Raw genomic sequence first — 26375 nt, 5'->3', positions numbered from 1 at the left:
CGGACCTCTGTGTGTCCGTCGCTGCAAGCTGCATTCGACAGGGGCATCAAACGGGATTTTCGCCGGCTACGGCAATTGCCAAATAATTGGGATGAACATAACCTGAAGTTATGTCGGATCTCCGCCGCATGGTGTCTTCGAGCAATGCGCTCTTCGTCTTCGAGGCGGCGGCGCGCAGCGGCAGTTTCACGCGCGCGGCGGGCGAGCTGAACGTGACCCAGCCGGCGGTGAGCCGCATGCTGTCGCGCTTCGAGGGCCATCTCGGCCTGCGTCTGTTCGAGCGGGGCGGGAAGGGAGCCGTGCTGACGCCGGAGGGCGAAATTCTCTACCGGCGCGTCGCAGACGGCTTCCGTAGCATCGAAACGGGCCTGCGCGAGGTCGAACAGCTGCGCGGCGGCAAGGAGACGGTGACGATCTCGGTCTCCTCCGCCTTCACCACGCATTGGCTGATGCCGCGCATGGATCGTTTCCAGAGCCGCTTCCCGCAGGTCGATCTGCGCTTCCAGATGATCGCCGGTTCGTTGCGCGGGGTGGTCGAGAACGTCGATCTCGGCATGCGTTTCGTGGCCGCAGACGAGCCTGTTCCGGGCGAGGCGCTGGTCGTCCGTGAAGTCATGCTGCCGGTTTGCAGTCCAGGCTACCGGCTGGAGCCCGGCGCGACCGAGCCGGCAGCATCGGGCAACACCGTGATCCAGCTCACCGATGCGCCGTCCGACTGGGCGAGCCAGTATGCGCCCTTCGCGACCGGGCGTTCGGGGCCGGCCAAGGCTCTGACCTTCTCGGACTACGCCGTCGTGGTGCAGGCGGCACTGCTGGGGCAGGGCATCGCCTTCGGCTGGATCACCGTCGTTGCCCACGCGCTGATGTCGGGTGCGCTGGTTCCCGCCGCCGATCGGCTGACGGTGGGCGAGCGCATCTGCGTGCTGATGACGCCACACAACCGGCCGGCGCGGCCGATCGTGCGCGAGATCCGCGACTGGATCATCGCGGAGCTGCGGGCCGAGATCGCGGCGATCGACCGCTTGCATCCGGGTCTGGGGTTGAAGGCGGCGGTGGCCTGAGCGAGCCCGCTCAGACGCCGATATCGATCAGCACCGTCTTGTGCCGCAGATTGGCCTCGACTGCCTGGCGGCCGAGATCCTTGCCGATGCCGGAGCTCTTGTAGCCGCCGGTCGGCAGGATGAAATCGAGCGTTCGGCTGTAGCGGTTGATCCAGACCGTGCCGGCTTTGAGCGCACGCATCGCCCGCAGGCCTCGGCCGAGATCGGCGGTGTAGACGCCGGCCGCGAGCCCGTATTCGGGGTGGTCTGCCAGTGCCAGCCCCTCCTTCTCGTCATCGAAGGCCTGGATCGTCAGCACCGGGCCGAAGACCTCCTCGCGTACGGCCGCCGTCTGCGCGGTGACGTTGGCGAGGAGCGTCGGCTGGTAGAAGGCGCCGCCATGTCCTTCGATGCGGCCGCCGCCGAGCAGGCATTCTGCGCCTTGCTGGCTGCTCTCGGCGAGAATGCGGTCGATGCGCCGCGCCTGCGTTTCCGAAATGATCGGGGCGTAGCCGGTCGAGGCCTTCCAGGTCGGGCCCGGCGTCACGGTCGCGAGCCTGCCCTTCAGCAGGCCGATCAGTTCGTCCATGACCGTGCGCTGCACGATGAGGCGCGAGCCTGCGACACAGGCCTGGCCGGCATTGGCCAGAAGCGAGCCGGCGATGCAGGCTGCCGCCTTGGCGAGGTCGGCATCGGCGAAGACGAGCTGCGGGCTTTTTCCGCCGAGTTCCAGCGTCACCGGCTTGATGCCGCTTTCGGCGGCGGCCTTCATCACGGCTATTCCGGTGCGCGTCGAGCCGGTGAAGGAGAGCTTGGCGATGCCGGGATGGCGCGAGAGCGCGTCGCCTGTCACCAGACCGTTGCCCTGCACGACGTTGAAGATGCCGGCGGGGATACCGGCCTCGACGGCGAGTTCGGCCAGCCGAACGGTGGAGAAGGGCGTCAGTTCTGAGGGCTTGAGCACGATGGCGTTGCCGGCGGCGAGCGCCGGCCCGACCTTCCACGAGGCCATGCTGAGCGGGAAGTTCCAGGGCGTGATCGCGCCGACGACGCCATAGGGCTCGGACACGATCAGCCCGAGATGGTCGTGCCGGGTCGCGGCGACCTCGCCGCCGAGCTTGTCAGCCCATTCCGAGAAGAAGCGGATGCCCTCGGCGACGCTCGCGACGTCGCCGGTCACGGCCTGCGCGATCGGCCGGGTCGAGCCCAAGGCCTCGAGCCGGCCAAGCTCGACCGCGCGCTCCTCGATCAACTCCGCCCAGCGCCGCATGGAACGGGCGCGTTCGCGGGGCGGCCGGGTGGCCCAGCCGCTGCTGGCGACGGCACGGGCCGCGTCGGCGACGGCATGATCGACGGTGTCGGCGTTTGCGACCGGCAGGTCAGCATAGTCCACGAGGTCGGACGGGCGGGCGACCGGAATGCATTGGCCAGCCGCGACTGCCTTGCCGCCGATGTAATGGCCGCTGGAGAAGGCGATCGATTCCGGCGCGAAGTCGGCTATCGTCATAGTCCGACCAAAGCCGGCAGCTGCGCGATGCTGGTGATCTCGGTATAGCCGTAGCCGCCGACGCCGGGCTCATGGCCGCGATTCACCAGGACGCGCTGGCCGATCTTCATGTCATAGGCGGTCATCAGGTCGTAGCGCAGGCTCGACGAGCAATGCATCACATCGGCCGGTGCGCAGCCGAGGCTGTCGAACATGTATTCGAACGCCTGCTGCAGCGGCTTGTAGGCCTGCGCCTCCTGCGCCGTATAGGCGGCGTGGAAAGGCGCTCCAAGTTTGACGACCGAATGCGGGATCAGGTCTGTCATCGAATTCGAGAGGATCACGAGCGGGATCGTGCCGCCGATCTTGGCAAGGCCGCCGGGCACGTCGGGATGCGGGATCCAGCTCGGAATCTCGGCATAGATCGTTGCCGCGTCGGCCGGATCATAGGGAATGTTCCAGAGCTTGCAGCTCCGCGCGACGGCATTCGCGATCACCTCATCGAAGGGCTTCCAGGCGCCGAGGACCTCGTCGAGGCGATAGCCGCGGAAGCTTTCGAGGAAGCCCTCGAGCACTGGCTGCGAGAGCCTCCCGCCATAGACGCGGCGCGCGGCCGGACCCATCTGGAAATCGATCAGCGTGCCGTAGCAGTCGAAGGTGATGAATTTAGGCCGCCAGGTGCTCATGATCCGCTCGCTTCGTTGCTGGGCGGTAGGACGCCGCCGATGAGACAAGGCTAGCGTCCCGGCGCGGCGACGGGCGCGCATTTGCGGGCGCGACGCCCAAGATTATGCCGTTGGCGACCGCTTCAGCGGCATGGATTGCCGCGTCGGTGCCGCGCGTCAGAACTCGCCGACCTCGCCCTGGGAGCCGTCGAGGAGGCGGGAATGGCGGAACGGCCGGGGATCGACGATCGGCGTTCCGCCCGTGGCGAGGTCGGCGGCGAGATGGCCGGCGCCGGGGCCAAGCCCGAAGCCGTGGCCGCTGAGCCCGGCGGCCAGCACGAGGCCCTTCAGGCCGACCGTCGGCGAGATCACCGGGACGGCGTCGGGGGTGGAATCGATATAGGAGCCCCAGCTTTCGCGCACGGCGACGTTGCGCAAGGCCGGCACGAGGGCATGGGCACGCGACAGCAGCGTCGCCATCGCCTTTCCGCTCGGCGCGGGGTCCAGCACGCGGATGCGCTCGAACGGCGTTTCCTTGTCCAGGCTCCAGCCGCCCAGAGCTTCCGGGCCCTTGAAGAAGGAGGAGCCGATGCCGAGCTCGACCGCCTTCAACCGCTTGACGAACATCGGCATGAACTGGCGGGCATAGCGGAGGCCCTGCGGGGTCAGTTCGAGCGTGCCCTTGCCGCTGATCGCGATCGTGTAGCTGCCGTCGAGCCGGCGCGTCAGCGCGATCTCGGGCGTATAGAAGGCGTCGAGCCAGTCGGGTGCGATTTCCGTACGCAGGCTGGTGACCCGGACGCTGGCCTGCGGGAAGACGATGCCGTGATGGCGCAGGAAACCGGAGGCCCAGGCGCCGCCCGAGAGGATTACCGAACCGGTGCGGATGACGCCTTTCTCCGTCACGACCCCGGTCACCGCGCCATTGGTCACGTCGAGGCCGCGCGCGGCGCAGCCCTGATGGATCGTGCCGCCATGCTTGCGGGCGCCCAGCGCCAGCACCGGCGCCGCGAGGGCGGGCTCGGCCTTGCCGTCGGTGACGGAATGGACGCCGCCAAGCCATTGCCGGCCTGTCCCTGCCGTCATCGCGGACGCTTCCGGGCCGGTCAGCAGCCGCGTCTCGACGCCGAACTGTTTGGCGGTTTCGCGCCAGCGTTCCCATTGCGCGACCTGCGCGGCATCGTTGCTGGCATAGACAAGGCCGCAGCGGCGAAAGCCCAGATCCTCGCCGATCTCCCCGGCGAGGCTGTCCCACATCTCCATCGCGCGGATTGCCAGCGGCAATTCGCGCGCGTCGCGATTCTGCTGGCGGCACCAGCCCCAGTTGCGGCTGGACTGCTCGCCGCCGACCACGCCCTTCTCGACGAGCGCGACCGAGCGGCCGCGCTTCGCCAGAAAATATGCGGCCGCAGCGCCGACGATGCCGCCGCCGATGACGACGACGTCGGCCTGGGCCGGCAGGCGCGCATCGCTGTCGATGCGCTTGATCGTCGGGCTCATGCGTGTTCTCCGAAGGGGCGAAGCCCCGACGTCTAGCGGGCTTGCGACGCCCTGCCTTGGATCATTTTCGCATCATGGAGCCAGAGCGGCCTCGATGCCGGCGGCAAGGGCGAACAACGCGTGATCCCCGCCGGTCTCGCCCATCAATGTCAGGCCGACCGGCGCCTCGCCGGGGCGGTGGCCGGGCAGGCTGATCGCGCAGCGATCCAGGAAGTTGCCGAGGCTGGGATTGCGCAACATCAGCCCGTTCAACCGGAAATATTCGGCATCCTCGGCCAGTTCGGCGATGCGCGGTGCGACGATCGGCACGGTCGGCATGACCAGTGCGTCGTAGTCGCGGGTCAGCCCATTCATCGCCGAGCAGATGCGGCCGCGCGCCTTGGTCAGAGCGACATAGTCGTGCGCGGCCATCTGGGTGCCGGTCTCGATCCGGCTTCGCACGCGCGGATCGTAGAGCGCTCCCTTCGCGGCGAGCAGCTCGCGGTGCCAGTCATAGGATTCAGGCGCTGTGAAGTGGCCCTTGGCCGTCGCCTTGGCGATGTCGAGCAGCGGCGCGAAGCCGACCTCGACGATCACGGCCCCGAGCGAGGCCAACCGGGCCAGCGCATTGTCGAAAGCGGCTGCGACGGTGGCGTCCATGCCGTCGCGGACGATCTCGCGGGGGATGGCGAGGCGCAGGCCGGCGAGCGGGCGCGGCCGGGGCGGCGATGGGGGCTCGCTCGCCAGCACCGCGTCGACAATGGCGCAGCAGACAACGCTGGCGCCGAGCGGCCCCAGCGAATCGAGGCTGCCGGAGAGCGGCACGACGCCGTCGAGCGGGACGCGGCTGGCGGTCGGCTTATAGCCGACGATGCCGCAGAGGGCGGCGGGGATGCGGCAGGAGCCGCCAGTGTCGCTGCCCAGTGCCACGACCGCCATCCCGTCCGCGACGGCCACGCCCGAACCCGACGAGGAGCCGCCGGGAATCCGCGCCGAGGCGCGGTCCCAGGGGCTGAGCGGCGTGCCGTAATGCGGGTTGGCGCCGATGCCGGAATAGGCGAATTCGGTCATGTTGGTGCGGCCGAGGGGGATGAAGCCGGCGGCCAGCATGCGGGCGATGGTCGGTGCGTGAGCCGTCGCAGGCGCGGCATCGGCCAGCGCGCGCGAGCCCGCCATGCTGCGCTCGCCGGCAACGTCGTAGAGGTCCTTCACCGCGAAGGGGATGCCGGCATAGGCGGAGGGCGCGCGGCCGGCGCGGCGCAGGGCGTCATGGGCGTCGGCGGACGCGCGCGCAGCCTCGGTTGCAACCGAGATGAAGGCGCGAGCGCCTTCGCCCGCCGGGTTTGCGATCGCGGCGAGGCATTCCTCGACCAGGGCGCGTGAGGTCACGGCTCCGCTCGCGAGATCCTCGGCACAGCCTTGCACGGTCCGCAGCATGGGTTGTTCTCTCCGGTTGGGCTCAGGCCTCCGGCTTATCTGCGGACGCTGACGAAATCCATGGAGCGCTCGTCACATCATGCCGGGTTCGCCGAGGTCGGTGCCATCGACGAGGCGGCTGTAGCGGAAGGGGTGGGGGTCGACGATGGGGGCGTCGCCCGCGATGATGTCGGCCGCGAGCTTGCCCGCAGCAGGCCCGACGCCGAAGCCGTGGCCCGAGAAGCCGGCCGAGACATGCAGGCCCGGCAGCTTGTCGATCGCCGAGATGACCGGCACCCAGTCGGGCGTGAAGTCGATCAGCCCGCCATATTTCTGGACGATCTTCACATTGGCGAGCTGGGGGTAGATTTCGCCGATGCGCTTCATCGCGAAGGAGATCAGCTTCTCCTGCGGCGGCGGATCGAAGGTGCGCATGCGCTCGAAGGGCGAGACACTGTCGTTCGTCCAGCGCATCAGAGCCTCGGGGCCGGCGAAGAAGGTCTTGTCGGCGCGAATGGTCAGAAGCTTGTGGCGCTTCCTGAAAGTCGGCAGGAACGGCTTCGCGTACATGATGCCCTGCGGGCTGAGCCGGAGCAGGCCGCGGCCGCTGATGCCGATCGTATAGCCGCCGTCGAGGCGGCGACGGAAGGTCACGTCCGGAGTCGAGATGCCGCCTGTCGTGACCTCGGGCGCCGGGGCGGTGAAGAAGGATGTCGACTGCACCCCGGCGAGCGGCATGTCGATGCCGTGATGGCGGCAGAACATCGAGGTCCAGACGCCGCCGGCGACGAGGACGGAGCTGGTCCTGATCGTGCCCTTCTCGGTGACGACGGCGGAAATGCGCCCGGCCGAGGTTTCGAGCCCGCGCGCGGCGCAGTCCTGGTGGATGGTGACGCCGAGCCTGCGGGCGGCTTCCGCGAAGGCAGGCACCGCGAGTGCGGGTTCAGCCTTGCCGTCGCTGGGGGAATGCACTCCGCCGATCCAGTTCTCGGTCGAGCCCGGGGACATCTCCTTGGCCTCGGCGGCGGAGAGCACGCGGCTGTGCATCTGCATCTCGCGTGCCTTGTCGATCCAGCCGGACCAGGCGTCGAGATCGGATTGCTTGGTCGTGAGGTAGACGAGGCCGGTGTGCCGGAAGCCGGTGTCGGCCCCGAGCTCCTCGTTCAGGCCTTTCCACATTTCGAGAGCGCGCTGGGCAAGGGGCAGCTCGCGCAGATCCCGGTTTTGCTGGCGACACCAGCCCCAGTTCCGGCTCGACTGCTCGCCCGCGACATAGCCCTTCTCGACGACAGCGACCGAGTGACCCTTCTTTGCGAGATGGTAGGCGGCGGTGATACCCGCGACGCCGCCGCCGATCACGACGACATCGGCGGAGTGGGGCAGCATCTCGTCGCTGTGGACGCGGGTGACCGGCGGGGACATGGGAGTGCAATCCTTCGGCATGGGAAGGCAACGGGACCCCGATACCATCGCATCTCGACAGAAGCCTATGCCGAAGGCGCTGGCTGAATCGGCATATTCTATGCAGCTGCCGCGGAGGATCGGTGTCCGATACTGCCGGGGCTGCATAGCCTGATGGGAAGGCCGATCAGCGGTCGATCGCGATCACCCGCCGCAGAGCGGGATCATCGCTCATAAAGAGGGGTTTCCGATGACCAAGCATTCCGACGGCATGTCGACGGCCGCCTTCCTGATGCCCGCCATCCATCGCCGCGACCTGCTCGCGCTCGGTGCGGGCGGCCTTCTGGCGGCGTCCGGGCTCAGTGGGGCCCGCGCCCAGACCAAGGCAGCTCCTCCGCCACCGTCCAAGCCTACGGGCCAGGTCGTCGTCGGCCTGTCGCAGGAGCCGACCGCCTTCAACCCGCTGATGCCCGGCATCGAGGTCGACGAGACGGTCTGGATGCAGATCTTCAACACGATGTGGCTGGCGCAGCCCGACGGCTCGCTCGTCCCGGACCTCGCGGCCGAGATCCCCAGCGAGGCCAATGGCGGCATTTCCGATGGCGGCCTTGCCTGGAAGGTCAAGCTGCGCGCGGGCGTGACCTGGCATGACGGCACGCCCTTCACCGCCGAGGACGTGAAATACACGCTCGAGCTGATCAATGCGCCGGGCTTCAAGGCGCGCACCCGCGTCGGCCATGCGCTGGTCAGGGACATCAAGGTCACTGGACCGCTGGAGATCTCATGGCGCATGGAGAAGGCCTACGCGCCCTATCTCGCGCTGCTCTCCAACACCTTTATCGTGCCCAAGCACCTTCTGGAGAAGGCCGCCGATCCGAACACGGCGCCCTATAACGCGGCTCCCGTCGGCACCGGCCCGTTCAAATGGGGCACGCGCACGCCGGGCGACAACATCCAGCTCGTCGCCAACGAGAAATACCACGGCAAGGGCCCCTATCTGGAGCGCGCCGTCCTCAAATACGTGCCCGACCAGACCGCGCTCTACGCCCAGTTCCGCACCGGCCAGGTCGACCTGATCATCGGCACGGGCATCCCCGCGAATTTCTATGCCGAAGCGGTGAAGCTGCCGGGGCGCAAGGTCATGAAGATCCCGAGTGCCTCGCTCGAGATCCTGATGCCGAACCTCGAGCACCCGGTGCTGAAGGACAAGGCCGTCCGCAAGGCGCTCTACGCCTCGATCAACAAGCAGGCGATCATCGACATCATCTATTACGGCACCCACACGCCGACCGAGTCCTTCGCACCGCAGGAATCCTGGGCCTACAATCCCAAGTTGCCCAAGCAGGAGTATGACCTCGCCAAGGCCAACAAGATCCTCGACGACGCCGGCTGGAAGCGCTCGGGCTCTGGCACGCGCATGAAGGACGGTGTGCCGCTGACCTTCGCCGTCTCGACCACGACGGGCGCGGCGCTGCGCGAGCAGGCCCAGCAATTGATGATGCAGGACTGGCAGCAGGTCGGCGTCAAGATGACGATCAACAACATGCCGGCGGCCGTGATCTGGGGCGATTTCTACACCCGCTCGAAATTCGACTCGCTGGTCGTCGGCACCGCCTTCCGCACCGTGATCGATCCCGATCCGGCGCATCGCTTCGGTTCGGACGCCATTCCCGCCAAGTCCGGCAACGGTGCTAACCAGATGCAGTGGCAGAACGCCGAGGCTGACGCGCTGATGAAGGAAGGTCAGACCACCTTCGATCAGGAGAAGCGCAAGGCGATCTACTTCAAGCTGCAGGAACTCGTCCGTGAAGAGCTGCCGATCCTGCCGATCTTTCAGTATGCTCCGATCGAGGGCTACAAGGAGGGGTTGATCGGCTTCGAGCCCAACGTCAACGCCCGCCAGAACACTTGGAACATGGGCTCCTGGTACTGGGCCCGCTGACGTGCTGACGCGCTCCGCCAGGGTGCACGCGCCATGAGTTCCTTTCTTCTGCAGCGCCTGATGCAGGCCCTGCTGCTGCTGCTCATCGTCTCGATGATCGGCTTCGCGATCCTGCATCTGGCGCCCGGCGGACCGATGTCGCAATTCGCCGCCGGTGGCGACATGACCCAGGCCGATCTGGACCGCATAGCGGAACAGCTCGGCCTGAACCGGCCGCTGCCGGTGCAATATGCCGAGTGGCTCTGGCGCATGCTGTCGGGCGATTGGGGCGTGTCCTATCGCGACCAGCAGCCCGTGCTGCACATCATCGCCGGCCATCTCGGGCCGACGCTGGAGCTGATGCTGACCTCGACGCTGCTGGCGATGCTGATCGGCGCCTGGATCGGCATCATCGGCGCGGTGAAGCGCTATTCGATCTTCGATTCGATGGCGACGATCGGCACGATGATCGCGCTCTCGATCCCGACCTTCTGGTTCGGGCTCGTGGTGATCTACGTCTTCTCGGTCGGGCTCGGCTGGCTGCCCTCGGGCAATCGCTTCACGATCGGCGACGGTTCCTTCCTGAACCGCCTGCACCATCTGGTCGGGCCGTGCATCGTGCTGGCGCTGGTCTCCACGGCGGTCTGGAGCCGCTACATGCGCTCCTCGATGCTCGACGTGATCAACCAGGACTTCGTCCGCACGGCGCGCGCCAAGGGCGTGCCGGAGCGTCGCATCCTGATGACGCATGTGCTGCGAAACGCGCTGTTGCCGATGATCACCATCACCGGGCTGCATGTGCCCTCGCTGCTTTCGGGCGCGCTCGTCACCGAGACCGTCTTCACCTGGCCAGGAATGGGCCGGCTCTTCTTGGATTCGATCAGCTATCGCGACTATCCCGTCGTCATGGGCATCCTGATGTTCACGGCCGTGATGGTTCTGCTCGGCAGCCTGCTGGCGGACCTGCTCTATGGCGTCGCCGATCCCCGTATTGCGAGGAGCGGCCGATGAGCCTGGACCCAACGCTCGACGCCTTGTCCGCACGGCCCGAAGGCTTCTGGAACGGGCGCGGCATGCGCCGCTTCCGCCGGCACAAGCTCGCAGTCTTCGGCGCGATCACGATCTTGCTGATGACGCTGGCCTGTGTCGTCGGACCGTGGCTTTTGCCCTATAGCGATACCTTCATCGACATCCGCCAGCGCTTCGCGGCTCCTTTCGGCGGGCCCCATGTGCTCGGCACCGACCCGCTCGGGCGCGACGTCCTGGCGCGGCTGCTGATGGCAGGCCGGATTTCGCTTGCCGTCGGCTTCTGCGCGATGGTGCTGTCCATGGGCATCGGCATCATGGTCGGGCTCGCGGCGGGCTTCTACGAGGGCTTCATCGGGGCCGCGTTGATGCGCTTCGTCGACGCGATGCTGTGCTTCCCCTCGATCTTCCTGCTGCTGGCGATCTCGGCCCTGATCTCCCCGTCGGTGCCGTCGATCGTGCTGCTGATCGCGATGACCTCCTGGATGGAGGTCGCGCGCGTCGTCGAGGCGCAGATCCGCTCGCTGCGGACGCGCGAATTCGCCCAGGCAGCGGTGGCCATGGGCTCCAGCAATCTGCGCATCATGGTGCGCGAATTGCTGCCCAATGCGATCGCGCCGATCGTGGTCGCCGCGACGCTGAACGTCGCCCATGCGATCCTGGCCGAGAGCTACATCTCCTTCCTCGGCTACGGCATCCAGCCGCCGACGCCGAGCTGGGGCAACATGCTCGAGAACGCGCAGAGCTATCTCACCAGCGCGCCCTGGCTCGCGATCATCCCGGGCGCCGCGATCACGCTGGCGGTGACGAGCTTCAACTTCGTCGGCGACGGCCTGCGCGATGCACTCGATCCGCGCATGGACCAACCGTGACGCGGACGGGTCTCGCGGGGTCGGTCTCGTCGCTCTGGCGCTATCCGGTCAGTTCGATGGGCGGGGAGCGGCTGGAGCGGGCGCCGCTCGGCGCGGCCGGTGTGGAGGGCGACCGCATCTGGGGGCTGCTCGACGGCTCGACGGGGCGGATCGCCTCGCCCGGCCGCGAGAAGCACTTCATCGAGGTGCCGCGAGGGCATGCGCGGTTCACCGGCGATGGCGTCGCCGTCTCGTCCGATGGTGCGCGATGGGCTGCGCCGGACGATCCGCGGATGCTGCGGGAGCTTGCGGGCGTCTTCGGATTCAACCCCGTGCTGAAGCCCTTCGGGCCGTTCGGCGCAGAGGGATTCCGGCCGCGTTACGAGCACGCGCCGATCCACGTGATCACCACGGCCGGCATGCGGTCTCTCGAGCGCGACCATCCCGGCAGCGTCATCGAGGAGCGCCGCTTCCGTCCCAACCTCGTCGTGGACTGGCCCGACGAGGCCGAGGCTATGCCGGAGCAGGGCTGGATCGGACGGGAGATCCGCATCGGCGAGGTGGTGCTCAGGGGCAGCAGGCCTTGCGGCCGCTGCGGCTTCATCACGATCGAGCAGGAGGGTATCCCGCTCGACATCGAGATCCTGCGCACGGTGGTGAAACGCTACGAGCGCAATTTCGGCATCTATTGCGATGTGGTGGTGCCCGGCGAGATCCGGGCTGGGGACCGCGTGAGCCTGTCGTAACGCCCAGGCTTGCGAGGCCTTGCCGCGTCATTGCGAGCGCAGCGAAGCAATCCAGCAGGGCTCGCTCGACGGCTCCTGGATTGCTTCGCTGCGCTCGCAATGACGGTGCGCTTCAGACGACCTCCGGCACCTGCGGATAGCCGCGTCGCACGGCGTCGAAGGCTGTTCCCACCTCACCGCCATTCTGCGTCTCGCGCATCGCGGCGAAGACCTTGGTCTTGACGAAGAAGCGCCAATGCAAGGGCAGTGCGGCCAGCAGGCGCGTCAGCGCCTCATAGTTGCGCGCATGCCAGACGGCTTCGAAGGCGTCGCGCTCCGGGCCGAAATGGAAATGCGTACCGTGAGCTTTTGCGCGCATCGTCCCGCGCAGGGCGGCCGTCGCGTCCGCGTCGACCACGCCGCCGGTCAACACCACGCCGTAGCGCTCCCTGGCTGCCTGCTCGCCGACATAGCCGCGCTCGACATCGAGCCTGACGCGCTCGGGTTCGCGCTCGAAGGCCGGGCCTCTGCCGCCACCGCCGGGGGAATGGATGTGGATGACGTCGCCGGGCTCGGCGATTGCGATATCGGTATTGCCCATGACGCGCTCTTCGGAGCGGCCGGGATTGATGATGAAGTTGCCGGGTTCGGCGGCGAGTCCGCCAAGCGTGCCCCAGGGCCGGAAGATCGAGCGGTCGCGGTTGCGCACGGTGATGCGCGAATTCGGTGAGAAGACCTTGAACTCCATCACGGTGGCGAGGCCGCCGCGCCAGCGTCCGGCGCCGCCTGAATCCGGCAACAGGCCGTAGCGGACGAACTGGATCGGCACCTCCGTCTCGGTGATCTCGATGGGCGTGTTCTTGAGATAGGCGGCGTCCGCGCCCGAGCCGTTGGGGCCGTCGCGATGCGGCATGCCGCCGCCGCCGCCGACGACCGGGTTGATCGCCGCGATGACGCTGCGATGGGTGCGCTCATCGGTGGTCATGACGTTGACGATCGAGGAGGAGCCCGCGGGCGCGGCCGGCATCCGCTCGGGAACCGCGAGGCTGAAGGCGCCGAAGATCAGGCTGCGCAGCCGCGCACAGGTGAGGCTGCGCATGCCCACCGCCGCCGGGAAGACCGGATTCAGCACCGTGCCCTCGGGCGCGATGCAGGTGAACGGCCGGGTCAGGCCGGAATTGAGCAGGAGCTGCGGGTTCAGCGTGTAGAGCACGTAGTAGACGCCGACGAGCAGCAGGGTGTGGCGCGGGTCGGAGCCGGTTGGCACGTTGAGGGAGGAGCCGAGCTGCGGGTCCGAGCCGGTGAAGTCGAGGATCGCCTCATCGCCCCGGATCGTCAGCGTCAGCTTGAGCCGGCAGGGGTTGCCGTCGACCGCGTCCTCGTCGGCATAATCGCAGAAGACATACTCGCCGTCCGGCATCCCGCGCAGGATCTCGCGGGCCTGATGCTCGGCATAGTCCATCAGCCCGTCGAGGCCGTCCATGAAGCCCTTGGCACCGAACTTCCTGACCATCGCCAGGATCTTGCGCTCGCCGGTGTTGAGGGCGCCGGCCAGCGCCTTGAGGTCGCCCATGTTGAGGGCGGGCTTGCGGACGTTCATCATCATGATCGCCAGCACCGTCTCGTCGAAGGCGCCGTCGCGCATCAGCGTCATCGGCGGAAAGCGGATGCCTTCTTGATGGATTTCGGTGAGCGAGCGCGAAAGCGAGGCCGGCACCGCGCCGCCCATGTCGGTGTTGTGGACGTGGCCACCGACGAAGCAGACGATTTCGCCCTCGTGGAAGATCGGCTTCCAGAGATGGGTGTCGGGGGCGTGGGTCGCGAGATAGCCGCTATAGGGGTCGTTGGTGAAGGCGATGTCGCCCGGCCGGTACTCGTCGACGAGGTCGATGGCGCGGTTGTAGTTCATGCCCGGATACCAGGTCGCGCCGAGGTCCATCGGCACGGCGACGACGCGGCCTGTCCTGTCCATCACCATCACCGTGAAGTCCTCGGTCTCCTTGACGAAGGTCGAGTGGGCGGTGCGATAGAGCGTGTAGGCCATGTTCTCGGCCGCCGCCCGGCAATGGTTCGCGAGAACCTGCAAAGTGACCTTGTCGACCATGCTCAGGCCTCCGAACGCAGGATGAGATGCAGGTTGAGCCAGGCGTCGACTTGCGCCTCGAAGCCTTCCGGGATGCAGACGGTCGTGTCCTGCTGGGCGACGACGGCTGGGCCTGCGAAGCGATGGCCGTTGCGGAGCGCGTCGCGGTGATAGAGCGCGACCTCGTGCCTGGCGCCGTCGAGCCAGACCTCGATCATCCGTTCCGGCTTCGCTTCCGCACTCGGCGCCTGCGCTGCCGGGGCGAGGTTGGGGCGCGGGGTCGCGCCGCTGACGACGAGACGCAGGTTGACGATCTGCACCTCGGCCTCGACATCATTGAAGTCGTAGATCGCCAGATGCTGGCGGTGGAAGGCCTCGGTGACGGCAGCAAGGTCGCCCTCCGTCAGCCAGGCCTCAGACAGCGGCACCTCGATCTCGAAGGACTGGCCGTGATAACGCATATCGGCTGTCAGGGTTTCGACCACGGGGCCGGCGAATGTCTGGTCGTCCCTGATCCAGGACAGCCCGTCGCGCTTCAGTCGGGCCAGCGCGTCGCGCAGCACGGGCAGCGACTCCGGCACGGCGGCGGCGAAAACGGTCTGGATGAAGTCGCCCTTCAGATCGGCGATCAGCCCGCCGAGCGCGCTGACGACGCCTGGCCTGCGCGGCACCAGCACGCGGGGGATGCCGAGCTCACGCGCCAGGAAGCAGCCGAGCATCGGGCCGGCGCCACCGAACGGCATCAGCGCGAAATCGCGCAGATCGACGCCGTAGCGCGCGACGAGTTTGTTGACCTCGACGAACATCTCGGAGACCGCCACCGCGATGATCGCCTCGGCGGTCGCCTGCGGCGTCTGGCCGATTTTCGCTGCGAGCTCCCCGATCACCGCGTCGGCGCGGGCGCGGTCCATGCCGATCTGGTTGTAGGCGAGGGGGCTGTGGCCGAGGAAACCGCTCGCCGCCATTGCGTCGGTGACGGTGGCGCGGGTTCCGCCGCGCCCGTAGCAGGCGGGCCCCGGCGTCGAGCCGGCGCTTTCGGGGCCGACCTTGAGCACGCCGAAATCATCGGCCCAGGCGATCGAGCCGCCGCCGCTGCCGATCGAGGTCACGGAGACGGAGGGCAGGAAGAGCGGGAAGTCGCCAACGACCTCGCCGGTGCCGAATTGAGGCTCGCCGTCGATGATCAGCGCGAGGTCGGCGCTGGTGCCGCCAATGTCGAGCGTCAGGATGTTGCCGCTGCCGGCCTGCTCGGCGAGCCAAGCCGCGCCGATGACGCCCGAGGCCGTGCCCGAGAGCAGCATGTTGACGCAGGCGCGCTTGCCGGTCTGCGGGTTCATGACGCCGCCGTTCGACTTGGTCAGCATCGGGCCGGCCGGTACGCCACGCGAGGCGAGGGCGTTTTCCAGCGCGGTCAGATAGCCAGCGACACGGGGATGGACATAGCCGTTCAGGATCGCGGTGGTGGTGCGCTCGTATTCGCGGATGACCGGCCAGACCTCGCTGGTCGTGAAGACGAAAAGCTCCGGCGCCAGATCCGCGATCAGTGCCTTCGCCTGCGCCTCATGGGCGCCGTCGCGATAGGCGTGCAGGAAGGAGACGATGACGCCGTCGACGCCCTTGGCGCGGATCGCGGCGATGACCGCCTTCAGGCCGCCCTCGTCGAGCGGCTCGGCGACCTCGCCGCTGGCGAACTGGCGCTGGCGGACACCGTAGATGCGGTCGCGCGGGATGAGCTGCTCCGGCCTTGCGCAGAACAGCGAATACATGTCGGGCATGCGCAGCCGCGCCAGCTCGATGACGTCCTCGAAGCCGGCCGTGGTGATCAGGGCGAGCCGGCTGCCCTTGCGCTGGATGATCGTGTTGATCCCGACCGTCGTGCCATGGACGAAGGAGACGACCTCCTCCGGCGCGATGCCATGGCGCTCGTGCAGCAGTGCGAGCCCGTCGAGCAGCTCCTTGCCCGGCTCGTCGGGCGTGGTCAGCACCTTGATGGTCTCGAAGCGGTTGCTCCCGGTTTCGAGAGCGCAGAAGTCGATGAAGGTGCCGCCGATGTCGACGCCGATACGCCAGCTCATGGTTCGCCTGTGTGCGGGAGGTCGGCGCAGTGTCATGTCAGGCGGCGGCCGGCGTCAAAGAGCAAGGCTCCCTGATCGCATAAGTCGGGCTTATGGTCGTGAGCCATGCGGCTGGTCGAGGCCGAGTTGCCGGCAGGCGGTGCGCAGATGGGCGCGCAGCAGGTCGTGGCTGCGCGACAGCGGACGGCGCGCGCTGGTGAGCAGGCACAAAGGCAGCGAGACCTCGGGCAGGAAGGGCCGTGTCACCAGCCCGGGAAAGCTGTGCCAGGGCAGGAGGCCGTCGACCACGGCGACGCCGAGTTTCTGCTGGACGAAGGCAAGCGCGATGATCGAGACGTCGATCTCCATCTCGGGCTGGAAGGCGATGCCCTCGCGAGCCAGGGCTTCGCGCAACAGTTGTCCGGGCAGGGAGGTGGCGCGGTAGGAGATCAGCGTTTCGCCGTCGAGGTCGGCGGCGCGAACCCTATCCTGCCCAGCGAGGCGATGGCCGGATGGCAGCACGCAGACGATTCGGGTTCGGCCGATGATCTCGGCTTCGATGCCGGGAATGGCCTGATCCGTCATCGCGATGCCGAGACCGGCCTGGCCGTCGTCCAGCATGCTCATGACGATCTCGGCCGGCACGACATGGGAGAGGATGCGCATGTCGGGATGGGCGGCGCGGAAATGGCGCAACGCCTCGGGCACGAGCGACAGCGATGGTGGCGCCGAGGCGGCGAGGCGCACGATGCCGGCCTTGCCATGGCGCAGATCGCCGGCCCGCCGGCGCAGGGCCTCGAGATCGCCGAACAGCCGCTCGACCTCGGGGTAGAGATCCTCGGCCTCGGGCGTGGGGATCAGCCGGCCCTTGACGCGCAGGAAGAGCTTGAAGCCGAGCTCGTCTTCGGTGTGGAGCAGGATCTGGCTCAGGGCGGGCTGGGACACGTTCAACGCCTCGGCCGCGCTGGTCAGGGTGCCGAGCCGCATCACCATCCTGAAGACTTCGATCTGCCTTGCGCGCATCGCCGGTCCACCTTCGTCCGCGACGCTGCGCGCGACGCCGATTCCACCGGCAGATTCGCAGGGATGCAAGGGCTGCCTTCGGCCGCGCGCCTCATTCTAAACGAGGCGTTAAGACCCTTCGTGAAGCGTGGCCGCATATGCCTGAAAAATAGGCAATATTTCTAGCGTTGCATACAATCGGGCTGTCCAGATGCGGGTCGCTCGGTGGGATGCGGCGAAAACCATTGAAGTTGCAGGCGAACCGGATTGGCACGCTCCCTGCTAGGGCAGGGGCATGTTCCGTTCCTTCACCCGCCTGCCAACCAAGGACAGACCCCGATGATTACGCGCCGCACTGCCATCGCCGCCGGCCTCGCCGCTCCCTTCGTGGCGAAGGGTAGCGCGCAGGCCCAGGCGCCAAGTCGCAACGAGACATTGCTGCTCGTGCAGGAATACGGCCCCAACAGCCTGGACATGCAGGGAATTGGTTCGTCACAGCCGGTCAATGGCGTCTCGCTCAATTGCTATGACCGGCTGCTGCGCTTCAAGCCGGTTCCGATCCCAGGCGGCGGCGGGCATCAGGTCGCGATGGGCGAGCTCGAAGGCGAACTCGCCGAGAGCTACCAGGTCGCCTCCGACGGCATGAGCGCCACCTTCAAACTGCGCGATGCCAAGTTCCATTCGGGTCGCACGGTCACCGCTAAGGACGTGAAGTGGTCGCTCGACCGCGCCGTCTCGATCGGTGGCTTCGCGACCACCCAGATGAATGCCGGCTCACTGGAGAAGCCCGAGCAGTTCGTCGCCGTCGACGACAAGACCTTCCGGATCGACTTCGTCCGCAAGGACAAGATGACCCTGCCCAACCTGGCCGTAACCATTCCCTTCGTGTTCGATTCCGAGTTGGCGATCGCCAATAGCGGCGGGGACCAATGGGCGAAAGAGTATCTGAAGAACAACATCGCCGGTTCCGGCGCCTACAAGGTCGAGAGCTGGAAGCCCGGCGTCGAGACGATCTATGTCCGCAACGACGCCTGGGCCTGCGGGAAACTGCCGCAGCTGCGCCGCATCATCGCGCGCGACATCGCCTCGCCCTCGACCCGTCGCGCGCTGATCGAGCGCGGGGATGCCGATGTCTCCTACGGGCTGCCGCCGAAGGACTTCAAGGACCTGCTCGACGCCGGCAAGATCAACGTTGTTGGCGTGCCGATCCCCAATGGCGTCTGGGGCTGCTATCTCAACACGCAGGTCGGCCCGTTCAAGGATGTCCGCCTGCGCCAGGCCGTGGCCTGGGTGATGCCATACGACAAGATCCTGCAGGCTTCGCTGTTCGGGCGCGGCGTCTCGATGGCGGGCGGCACCACGCCCAAGGTCGCCTGGCCGCAGCCTTTCCCCTACACCACCGATGTCGCCAAGGCGAAGGCGCTGGTCGACGCGGCCGGTGGTCCGTTCTCGACGACGCTCTACTTCGATGCCGGCAATGCGACGGTCGCCGAGCCCATGGCCGTGCTGATGAAGGAGGCGCTGGCCCAGATCGGCATCACGGTCGAGATCAACAAGGTTCCGGGCGCCAATTTCCGCACCGAGATCGCCAAGAAGACCAATCCGATGGTGCTCAACCGCTTCGCCGGCTGGCTCGACTATCCCGATTACTACCTGTTCTGGACGATGCACGGCAACAATTCGATCTTCAACATCGCAGCCTATCAGAACCCGGCGCTGGACAAGCTCGTCGATGCCGCGCGCTTCGCGCCCGACAAGGCCTCCTACGACGCCAACGTCATCGACTTCATCAAGCTGATCAACGCCGAGGTGCCGATGGTGCCGATCAACCAGCCGACCCATGACGTCGCGCTGCAGAAGTCGATCGGCGGCTATCAGTTCCAGCCCTGCCGCGAGCCGGACTTCCGCTACCTGACCAAGGGTTGAGACCGAACGGAACGTCATGCTCGGGCGCAGACCCGAGCATCTCCGGCCCGAGATTCTCGGGTCTTCGCTCCGCTCCGCCCGAGAATGACGGCGAGGCCGACGCCACGGAGGAGAACCAGCCATGCTGAAGATGATCGGCCAGCGGCTGATGACGACGATCCCCTCGGTGATCGGCGTCATCATCGTGACCTTCCTGCTGACGCGGGTGCTGCCAGGCGATACGGCGGCCTATTTCGCCGGCCCGGCCGCCTCGCCGCAGGCGATCATCGAGATCCGCAGCAAGCTCGGCCTCGACCAGCCCCTGCCGGTACAGTTCGTCTCCTATGTGACCGCGCTGGTGAAGGGCGATCTCGGCCAGTCGCTGACGACCGGTCAGCCGGTGACGGCCGATCTCGCCGCGCGCCTGCCGGCCTCGGCCGAACTGACGCTGGCGGGGCTGATCCTCGCCATGGCGGTGGCGCTGCCGCTCGGCGTGCTCGCAGCCGTCAGGCAGGGGTCCTGGATCGACCATCTCTGCCGCGTCGTGGCGACGGCCGGCGTCTCGCTGCCGGTGTTCTTCACCGGACTGCTGCTCGTCTACGTCTTCTATTTCAAGCTCGGCTGGTCGCCGGCCCCGCTCGGGCGGCTCGACGTCTTCGCCTCGGAGCCGGCGCGGGTCACGGGGCTCTACCTCGTGGATGCCCTGATCGCCCGTGACGGGGAGACCTTCCGCGCCGCTTTCGCGCAATTGATCCTGCCCGCGGTGACGCTGGCGATCTTCTCGCTGGCGCCGATCACGCGCATGACGCGGGCCTCGATGCTGGCCGTGCTCGGCGCCGATTTCGTGCGCACCGCGCGGGCGAGCGGGCTTTCCAGCCGCAAGGTCATCGGCACCTACGCCTTCCGCAACGCGATGCTTCCCGTGGTGACCACGCTCGGCATGGTGTTCTCCTTCCTGCTCGGCGCGAATGTGCTGGTCGAGAAGGTCTTCGCCTGGCCGGGCGTCGGTTCCTATGCGGTCGAGGCGCTGATCGCCTCCGACTACGCGCCGATCCAAGGTTTCGTGCTGACCATGGCGGTGATGTATGTCGCGCTGAACCTCATGATCGACGTGCTCTACGGCGTCATCGATCCCCGCGTCAGGCTGGAGGGCTGAGGCCGTGAACGACATGACCAAGGTCGAACCCATGCCCGCGCTGCGCTTCGAGGCGCCGCCCTCGACCAGCCTGCTGGCGCATGCCCGCCACATCGTTGCCGAGAACCCGGTGACGGGACTGGCCTTCGGGCTGTTCGCGCTGATCGTGATCGCAGCCGTGCTCGGTCCTTCGCTGGTGCCCTACGATCCGCTGGCGAGCGACACGAACGCGGCTCTACAAGGTCCGAGTGCGGCCCACTGGTTCGGCACGGACCAACTCGGGCGCGACATCTTCAGCCGGGTCATCGTGGCGACGCGGCTCGATTTCGCGATCGCAGTCTGCTCCGTCGCGCTGGTCTTCGCGATGGGCGGCCTGGCGGGTGTCATGGCCGGTTTTTACGGCGGCTGGGTCGACAAGCTGGTCGGGCGCATCGCCGACACGATCATGGCCTTCCCGCTGTTCGTGCTGGCGATGGGCATCGTGGCGGCGCTCGGCAACAGCGTGACCAACATCGTCATCGCGACCGCGATCATCAATTTCCCGCTCTATGCCCGCGTCGCGCGCGCCGAGGCGAATGTGCGGCGCGAGGCCGGCTTCGTGCAGGCGGCGCGGCTTTCGGGCAATTCCGACTGGCGGCTGCTGCTGACGCAGATCGTGCCCAACATCATGCCGATCATGGCGGTGCAGATGTCGCTGACCATGGGCTACGCCATCCTCAATGCGGCCGGCCTGTCCTTCATCGGGCTCGGGGTGCGCCCGCCGACACCGGAATGGGGCATCATGGTCGCAGAGGGTGCGAGCTTTATCGTCTCCGGCGAATGGTGGATCGCCTTCTTTCCGGGGCTCGCGCTGATGACCGCCGTGTTCTGCTTCAACCTGCTCGGCGACGGCGTGCGCGATCTCGTCGATCCGCAGCGGAGGAATTGAGATGAGCGGAACCACCGCTGTCATGCCGGGGCTCGCGCAGCGAGAACCCGGAACCCACGGGCAGGGGCAGTGCCCGTGCCGCCGCCGCAATCGCTCACCCGGTCGTGGGTTCCGGGTTCCCGGCTTTGCCGGGTCCCGGAAAGACAGAGGAGGCATCGCATGATCCCCGCACCGCTCCTCGACATCAAGAACCTCACCGTCGAGTTCGCGACGCGTCGCGGCACGGTGAAGGCCGTCAAGGCGATCGACATCAGCGTCGGCAAGGGCGAGACGGTCGCGATCGTCGGCGAATCCGGTTCCGGCAAGTCCGTCACCTCCTATGCGGTGGTGCGGATCCTCGACCGCGCCGGCAGGGTCGCGGAGGGCTCGATCACTTTCTCGGGCATGGACCTCGTCAACGCCCCGGAATCGCAGATGCGCGATCTGCGCGGCCGCGAGATCTCGATGATCTTCCAGAACCCGCGCGCGGCGCTGAACCCGATCCGCAAGGTCGGCAAGCAGATCGAGGACGTGCTGCTCGAGCATGTCCAGGCGACGCGGGCGACCGCACGCGAGAAGGCGATCGAGGCGCTGACCAAAGTCAAGATCGCCCGGCCGGAGGAGCGCTACGACGCCTACCCGTTCGAGCTCTCGGGCGGGATGTGCCAGCGCGTCGTGATCGCGCTCGCGCTCGCCTGCCAGCCGCAGCTCCTGATCGCCGACGAGCCGACGACGGGTCTCGACGTCACCACCCAGAAGGCGGTGATGGATTTGATCGTCGAGCTGACCCGCGAGCGCGGGATGTCGACCATCCTGATCACCCATGATCTCGGGCTCGCTGCCGCCTATTGCGACAAGGTCGTGGTGATGGAGAAGGGCGTCGTCGTCGAGACGGCTCCGGCGGGAGAGATCTTCCGCAATCCGCAGCACCCCTATACCCGCAAGCTGATGCAGGCGACGCCGCGCATCGGCATGTCGCTCGCCGATCTCCTGCCGGATGCGGCCAAGGGGCCCCCCGCGCAGGCTGCCGCGCCGCGCCCGGCCCCGGTCGCGGGTGCCGAGCCGCTGATGCGGGTCGAGAACCTGGTGAAGGAGTATCCGCGTCCCGAGACAGGTTCCTTCCTGGCCAAGCTGATGGGCAAGGCGGAGGAGCCGAAACCGGCCTTCCGCGCGGTCGACGGCATCAGCTTCACCGTGGCGAAGGGCGAGACGCTCGGGCTCGTCGGCGAATCCGGCTGCGGAAAATCAACGACGTCGATGATGATCACCCGGCTGATCGATCCGACAGGCGGCAGAATCATCTTCGACGGCACCGATATCGGAGCGATCCCCGCCAAGCAGTTCGCGGCTTCGCCGCATCGCCGGCGCATCCAGATGGTGTTCCAGGACCCGACCGACAGCCTCAATCCGCGCTTCACCGCCGAGCGCGCCATCGCCGACCCGATCATGCGGATGGGCACGATCAGCGGCCGCGATGCGCTGCGGGCGCGCTGTGAAGAGCTGGCGCGGCTGGTCGGCCTGCCGGTCGAGCTGATCGATCGCTTTCCGCACCAGCTCTCGGGCGGGCAGAAGGCGCGCGTCGGCATCGCCCGCGCCATCGCGCTCGAGCCGGACCTCGTCATCCTCGACGAGCCGACGGCGGCGCTCGACGTGTCGGTCCAGGCTGTCGTGCTCAACCTGCTGGAGGAGCTGAAGGGCCGGCTCGGGATGAGCTACCTCTTCGTCTCGCATGATCTCAACGTGGTGCGCCTGCTCTGCGACCGGGTGATCGTGATGAAGACGGGCGCGATCGTCGAGCAGGGCACGGCCGAGGAGGTGCTCGGCAACCCGCAGGCGGACTATACCAAGGAGCTGCTGACGGCGATTCCGCACCCGCCGCTGTGAATGTGTATGTCGTTCGCGGGCATGGGTTGGCGCGTCATGCTCGGGCTTGACCCGAGCATCTCCTGCCAGAGATTCTCGGGTCTGCGCTTTGCTCCGCCCGAGAATGACGCCGCGGTTCAATGAAGAACGAAGTCGAGAAACTCCCATGACAATCAACGACCCCGCCGTCATCGCCGAAGTCGAGGCCGCCTTCATGGCCTATGAGAAGGCGCTCAACGAAAACGACGTCGCGATGCTGGATGCCTCGTTCAAGGACGCGCCCGAGACGATCCGCTACGGCATGGGCGAGAACCTCTACGGCTTCGGCGAGATCGCGGCCTTTCGCTCGGCGCGCTCGCCTGTGGGGCTGCTGCGCACGATCGAGCGCACGGTCATCACCACCTATGGCGACGCGTTTGCCACCGCCAACACGCTGTTTCGGCGCGAGAGCATGGCCGGCAAGGTTGGCCGCCAGAGCCAGACCTGGGTGAAGTTCCCGGAAGGCTGGCGGGTTGTCGCCGCCCATGTCAGTGCGATCGCGGAATGATCGTGCGGACCCGATGATCCTGCCGCCGCAGCCTGCTATCAAGGCGACGGCACATCTCCTGCCTCGACAAATCTCCTGCCCGATGACTCTTGAGCCCATGCAGCGCCACGCCGCCACTGCCAGGAAGCCAGTCGCGGCGCCTCGGACGCGAACCGAGACCCTGCGCTTGCAGATCGCCGACGAGATCGTCTCCGGTGTGCTCGCTCCCGGCACGCCGCTCGACGAGCAGGAGCTTGCCGCGCGCTTCGGCGTGTCGCGGACCCCGGTGCGCGAGGCGATCCGCCAGCTTTCGGCGTCGGGGCTGGTGAGCGTGCGGCCGCATCGCGGTGCGGTCGTCGCGCTGCCGACGCCCGCCCAGCTGAACGACATGTTCGAGGCGATGGCGGAATTGGAAGCTCTCTGTGCCGGGATGGCCGCGCGCAACATGACGGTGGCGGACCGGCGCGGGCTCGAGGCCCTGCACGACGACCTCAGGCTGCTGGTTCATGAGGGCAATCCGACCCGCTATCACGAGAAGAACGAGGCCTTCCACGCCGCGATCTACTCAGGCTCGCATAACGGCTATCTGGCGGAGCTGACCCTGATGACCCGCACCCGCGTCGCGCCCTTCCGCCGGGCGCAGTTTCGTGCGACGGGCCGGCTCGGCGGCTCCTATCAGGAGCATGACCTGATCGTTAAGGCAATCCTGCGGGGCGACCAGCAGGGCGCTACCGAGGCGATGCGCGCCCATATCGGCATCGTCAGGGATGCGTTCCGGAGCTATGCCGAGATGCGGTGAGGGGAGTGCCCCTGGCTGGTCCAATTCGGCGTGCCGTCATCCCGGGCGAGGCGAAGCCGAGACCCGGGATCCATTCCTGACCCGCTCCAGCATGGATCTCGGATCTGCGCGGCTGTGCCGCTTGTCCGGGATGACGCCGAGGGGGGCGAAAATGGCATCGCGTCAGATGGTCAAGCCGTCTTCGCCTGTGCGGCGACAAACGCCCGCCAGCCGCCGAACTCCGTGACGTCGCGCGCGCCTTCCGTCGCAATCGTCTCGCAGAGGAAGCCCTTGACCTTGGTGCCGTCGGCCAGCGTCAGCGTGCCGATGCCGAGCGGGGCGGGGATGCCGGCGACGAAGCGCCCGAAGCCCTCCGGTGGCAGGGACCAGACTTCGAGTTCGATCGTCGCGCCGCCGCTTCCGACCCGGATCAGGCCGGGACGCGCGGGCGGGCCGCCGGGCAGGGCGAAGAGGCGGTAATCCGGCGTCGTCGTGGTAGCGCGCAGGAAGGTCGCGCCCAGGCGGGTCAGTTCGCCGTTCAGTGGCATGCCGGAGAGATGCGCGCCGACGACGGCGATCTCGATGGCATCAGGCGCCGCCCTGACCGGCAACGTGCCGGGCGTCGGATAGGGCAGGTCGGTTGCGCCGAGCGGCAGGCCGGCGGCGGCATGTAGCGCCGCGCCGAGGCCGGCGAGCACGGCGTCGTGGCCTGCCGGCGCGATCAGCGTGATGCCGGCCGCCGTGCCGTCCGCCGCCAGGCTCACGGGGATGGCGAGCGCGCACATGTCGAGCAGGTTGACGAAATTGGTGTAGCGGCCCAGCAGCGAGTTCATGCCGATCGGGTCTGCCGCCATCTCCGCCAGCGTCACCGGGCGCGGTGCGGTGGGCACCATCAGCGCATCGATGCCCTTCAAGGCGGCCTTCGCAGCCAGCGCCAGTTCGGCGACGCGATAGCGCGCCGCGAAGGTCGCGGCCGCGTCGGGCAGCGGCTTGCCGGCGATGACCTGGCGGATGACAGGCAGGATCGCGTCGGGATCGCGGGCGAGCAGATCCTGGATCGCGAGGTAGCGCTCGGCCACCCAGGGGCCTTCATAGAGCAGCCGCGCGGTCTCGTAGAGCGGTGTCATGTCGAGCGGCACGATCTGCGCACCCAGCGCCCTGGCGCGCTCGACAGCCAGCGCGAAGCTCGCCGCGGCACCGGCATCCCCGGCGACGTCGAGGTTTTCCGGACGCGGCACGGCGATGCGGATCGTGGGCGGCACGGCGCCGGGATGGCCGAGGGGAACCGGGCGCGAGAAGGCGTCCGTGGCGTCGGGGCCGGCGACGACGTCGAGAACCGCCCAGGCATCCTCGACCGTCAGCGCGAACACGGAGACGCAGTCGAGCGTGCGACAGGCGGGGACGACGCCGGCAGTTGGGACGAGCCCGAGGCTGGGCTTGAGGCCGACGAGGTTCTGCAAGCCGGCCGGCACGCGGCCCGAGCCCGCCGTATCGGTGCCGAGCGACACCGGCACGATGCCGGCGGCGACCGCGCTGGCCGAGCCGGAACTCGATCCGCCCGGCACGAGGTCGGCGCGCAGCGTGTTCAGCGGCACGCCATAGGGCGAGCGCGTGCCGTTCAACCCAGTGGCGAACTGGTCGAGATTGGTCTTGCCGATGATGATTGCGCCGGCCGCCCGCAGCCTGGCGACGACGCTGGCGTCTTGCGCGGGCTGATAGGCGAAGGCCGGGCAGGCGGCCGTCGTGGCCAGGCCGGCGACATCGATATTGTCCTTCACCGCGATGGGGATGCCCCAGAGCCGGCGGCCTTTCGGGCCTTCCGCCTGCAGGATTTCGGCCTCCGCCAGCACCTCGGCTTCCGGCCGCAGCGTGATGAAGATCGCGTCGTCGCCGTGGCTACGATGGCGGGCGTAAGCCGCCGCGATGGTCTGCGGGATCGTCGCGGTGCCGTCCAGATGGTCGGCGAGAAGTCTGGTCAGCGTCGGCACGACGGCCCTCTCTTAAGCTAGCCCATGAATTGGGCAAATTTCTTCATCATGCATACAAAGATTATGCAATGCCAATCGAGCATCGGCCTGTAGCGCTGGATCTAGCCGCTCGGCGGTTCGAGGC

Annotated in this window: 20 protein-coding genes; 11 read left to right on the top strand and 9 right to left on the bottom strand. The window is 67.6% G+C overall.

Going from position 1 to position 26375, the window contains the following annotated elements:
- Positions 1-110: 110 nt before the first annotated feature.
- Entirely contained in the window at positions 111-1061 is a 951-nt protein-coding gene (locus tag AE618_RS19770) for a LysR substrate-binding domain-containing protein (protein ID WP_054210796.1), read from the top strand.
- 10 nt (positions 1062-1071) lie between these two features.
- Here AE618_RS19770 and AE618_RS19765 read toward each other — a convergent pair whose 3' ends face one another.
- The 5 genes from AE618_RS19765 to AE618_RS19745 form a co-directional block, all read right to left on the bottom strand.
- Positions 1072-2547, bottom strand: a complete 1476-nt coding sequence (locus AE618_RS19765) for an aldehyde dehydrogenase family protein (protein ID WP_054210795.1) — start codon at positions 2545-2547, stop codon at positions 1072-1074.
- Positions 2544-3212 carry a haloacid dehalogenase type II gene (locus AE618_RS19760; protein ID WP_054210794.1) on the bottom strand — a complete coding sequence of 223 codons (669 nt, stop codon included), beginning with the start codon at positions 3210-3212 and terminating at the stop codon, positions 2544-2546. Before AE618_RS19760 ends, AE618_RS19765 begins: the two co-directional genes overlap by 4 nt.
- A gap of 156 nt (positions 3213-3368) precedes the next feature.
- Positions 3369-4691: an NAD(P)/FAD-dependent oxidoreductase gene (locus AE618_RS19755; protein WP_054210793.1), complete on the bottom strand. Its 1323-nt coding sequence runs from the start codon at positions 4689-4691 to the stop codon at positions 3369-3371.
- A 72-nt stretch (positions 4692-4763) separates the two neighbouring features.
- Positions 4764-6107 (bottom strand): amidase, encoded by a 1344-nt coding sequence (locus tag AE618_RS19750; RefSeq protein WP_054210792.1) that lies wholly within the window; start codon positions 6105-6107, stop codon positions 4764-4766.
- Positions 6108-6179: 72 nt separating this feature from the next.
- The gene (locus tag AE618_RS19745; RefSeq protein ID WP_054210791.1) at positions 6180-7508 is read right to left on the bottom strand and encodes an NAD(P)/FAD-dependent oxidoreductase; all 1329 of its coding nucleotides are present in this window, start codon (positions 7506-7508) and stop codon (positions 6180-6182) included.
- Positions 7509-7737: 229 nt separating this feature from the next.
- Between AE618_RS19745 and AE618_RS19740 the strand changes: the two genes are divergently transcribed.
- From AE618_RS19740 to AE618_RS19725, 4 genes are all read left to right on the top strand, one after another.
- Complete coding sequence (locus tag AE618_RS19740) at positions 7738-9429, top strand: peptide ABC transporter substrate-binding protein (protein WP_248310953.1); 1692 nt, start codon at positions 7738-7740, stop codon at positions 9427-9429.
- Positions 9430-9462: 33 nt separating this feature from the next.
- Entirely contained in the window at positions 9463-10419 is a 957-nt protein-coding gene (locus AE618_RS19735; RefSeq protein ID WP_054210790.1) for an ABC transporter permease, read from the top strand.
- Between the two features lie 62 nt (positions 10420-10481).
- Positions 10482-11306: an ABC transporter permease gene (locus AE618_RS19730; protein ID WP_054210895.1), complete on the top strand. Its 825-nt coding sequence runs from the start codon at positions 10482-10484 to the stop codon at positions 11304-11306.
- Positions 11303-12031, top strand: a complete 729-nt coding sequence (locus AE618_RS19725) for an MOSC domain-containing protein (protein WP_054210789.1) — start codon at positions 11303-11305, stop codon at positions 12029-12031. The genes AE618_RS19730 and AE618_RS19725 overlap by 4 nt, the downstream gene beginning before the upstream one ends.
- 112 nt (positions 12032-12143) lie before the next feature.
- Here AE618_RS19725 and AE618_RS19720 read toward each other — a convergent pair whose 3' ends face one another.
- The 3 genes from AE618_RS19720 to AE618_RS19710 all read right to left on the bottom strand — a co-directional run bounded on the left by AE618_RS19720 (position 12144) and on the right by AE618_RS19710 (position 17170).
- Positions 12144-14114: a hydantoinase B/oxoprolinase family protein gene (locus tag AE618_RS19720; RefSeq protein ID WP_054210788.1), complete on the bottom strand. Its 1971-nt coding sequence runs from the start codon at positions 14112-14114 to the stop codon at positions 12144-12146.
- A 2-nt stretch (positions 14115-14116) separates the two neighbouring features.
- Positions 14117-16168 carry a hydantoinase/oxoprolinase family protein gene (locus AE618_RS19715; protein WP_156330384.1) on the bottom strand — a complete coding sequence of 684 codons (2052 nt, stop codon included), beginning with the start codon at positions 16166-16168 and terminating at the stop codon, positions 14117-14119.
- A gap of 90 nt (positions 16169-16258) precedes the next feature.
- On the bottom strand, positions 16259-17170 hold the full coding sequence (locus AE618_RS19710) for a LysR family transcriptional regulator (protein ID WP_054210894.1): 912 nt from the start codon (positions 17168-17170) through the stop codon (positions 16259-16261).
- Between the two features lie 318 nt (positions 17171-17488).
- On the opposite strand from AE618_RS19710, the gene AE618_RS19705 reads away from it, so the two are divergent.
- From AE618_RS19705 to AE618_RS19680, 6 genes are all read left to right on the top strand, one after another.
- On the top strand, positions 17489-19075 hold the full coding sequence (locus AE618_RS19705; protein WP_054210786.1) for an ABC transporter substrate-binding protein: 1587 nt from the start codon (positions 17489-17491) through the stop codon (positions 19073-19075).
- Between the two features lie 121 nt (positions 19076-19196).
- Positions 19197-20210, top strand: a complete 1014-nt coding sequence (locus tag AE618_RS19700; protein WP_054210785.1) for an ABC transporter permease — start codon at positions 19197-19199, stop codon at positions 20208-20210.
- 31 nt (positions 20211-20241) lie between these two features.
- Positions 20242-21117, top strand: a complete 876-nt coding sequence (locus tag AE618_RS19695; RefSeq protein ID WP_248310958.1) for an ABC transporter permease — start codon at positions 20242-20244, stop codon at positions 21115-21117.
- 159 nt (positions 21118-21276) lie between these two features.
- The gene (locus AE618_RS19690) at positions 21277-22980 is read left to right on the top strand and encodes a dipeptide ABC transporter ATP-binding protein (protein WP_054210784.1); all 1704 of its coding nucleotides are present in this window, start codon (positions 21277-21279) and stop codon (positions 22978-22980) included.
- A gap of 145 nt (positions 22981-23125) precedes the next feature.
- Positions 23126-23506 carry an oxalurate catabolism protein HpxZ gene (gene hpxZ, locus AE618_RS19685; RefSeq protein WP_054210783.1) on the top strand — a complete coding sequence of 127 codons (381 nt, stop codon included), beginning with the start codon at positions 23126-23128 and terminating at the stop codon, positions 23504-23506.
- Positions 23507-23603: 97 nt separating this feature from the next.
- Positions 23604-24284, top strand: a complete 681-nt coding sequence (locus AE618_RS19680; protein WP_248310952.1) for a GntR family transcriptional regulator — start codon at positions 23604-23606, stop codon at positions 24282-24284.
- A gap of 170 nt (positions 24285-24454) precedes the next feature.
- On the opposite strand, the gene atzF is transcribed toward AE618_RS19680, so the two are convergent.
- The gene (gene atzF, locus AE618_RS19675) at positions 24455-26251 is read right to left on the bottom strand and encodes an allophanate hydrolase (RefSeq protein WP_054210782.1); all 1797 of its coding nucleotides are present in this window, start codon (positions 26249-26251) and stop codon (positions 24455-24457) included.
- Positions 26252-26375 lie beyond the last annotated feature (124 nt).

The organism is Allobosea vaviloviae (assembly GCF_001298265.1).
GTDB classification, from domain to species: Bacteria; Pseudomonadota; Alphaproteobacteria; order Rhizobiales; family Beijerinckiaceae; genus Allobosea; species Allobosea vaviloviae_B.
Note: the sequence above shows the minus strand (reverse complement) of the source record. Positions and strands in the feature narration are given on the sequence as shown.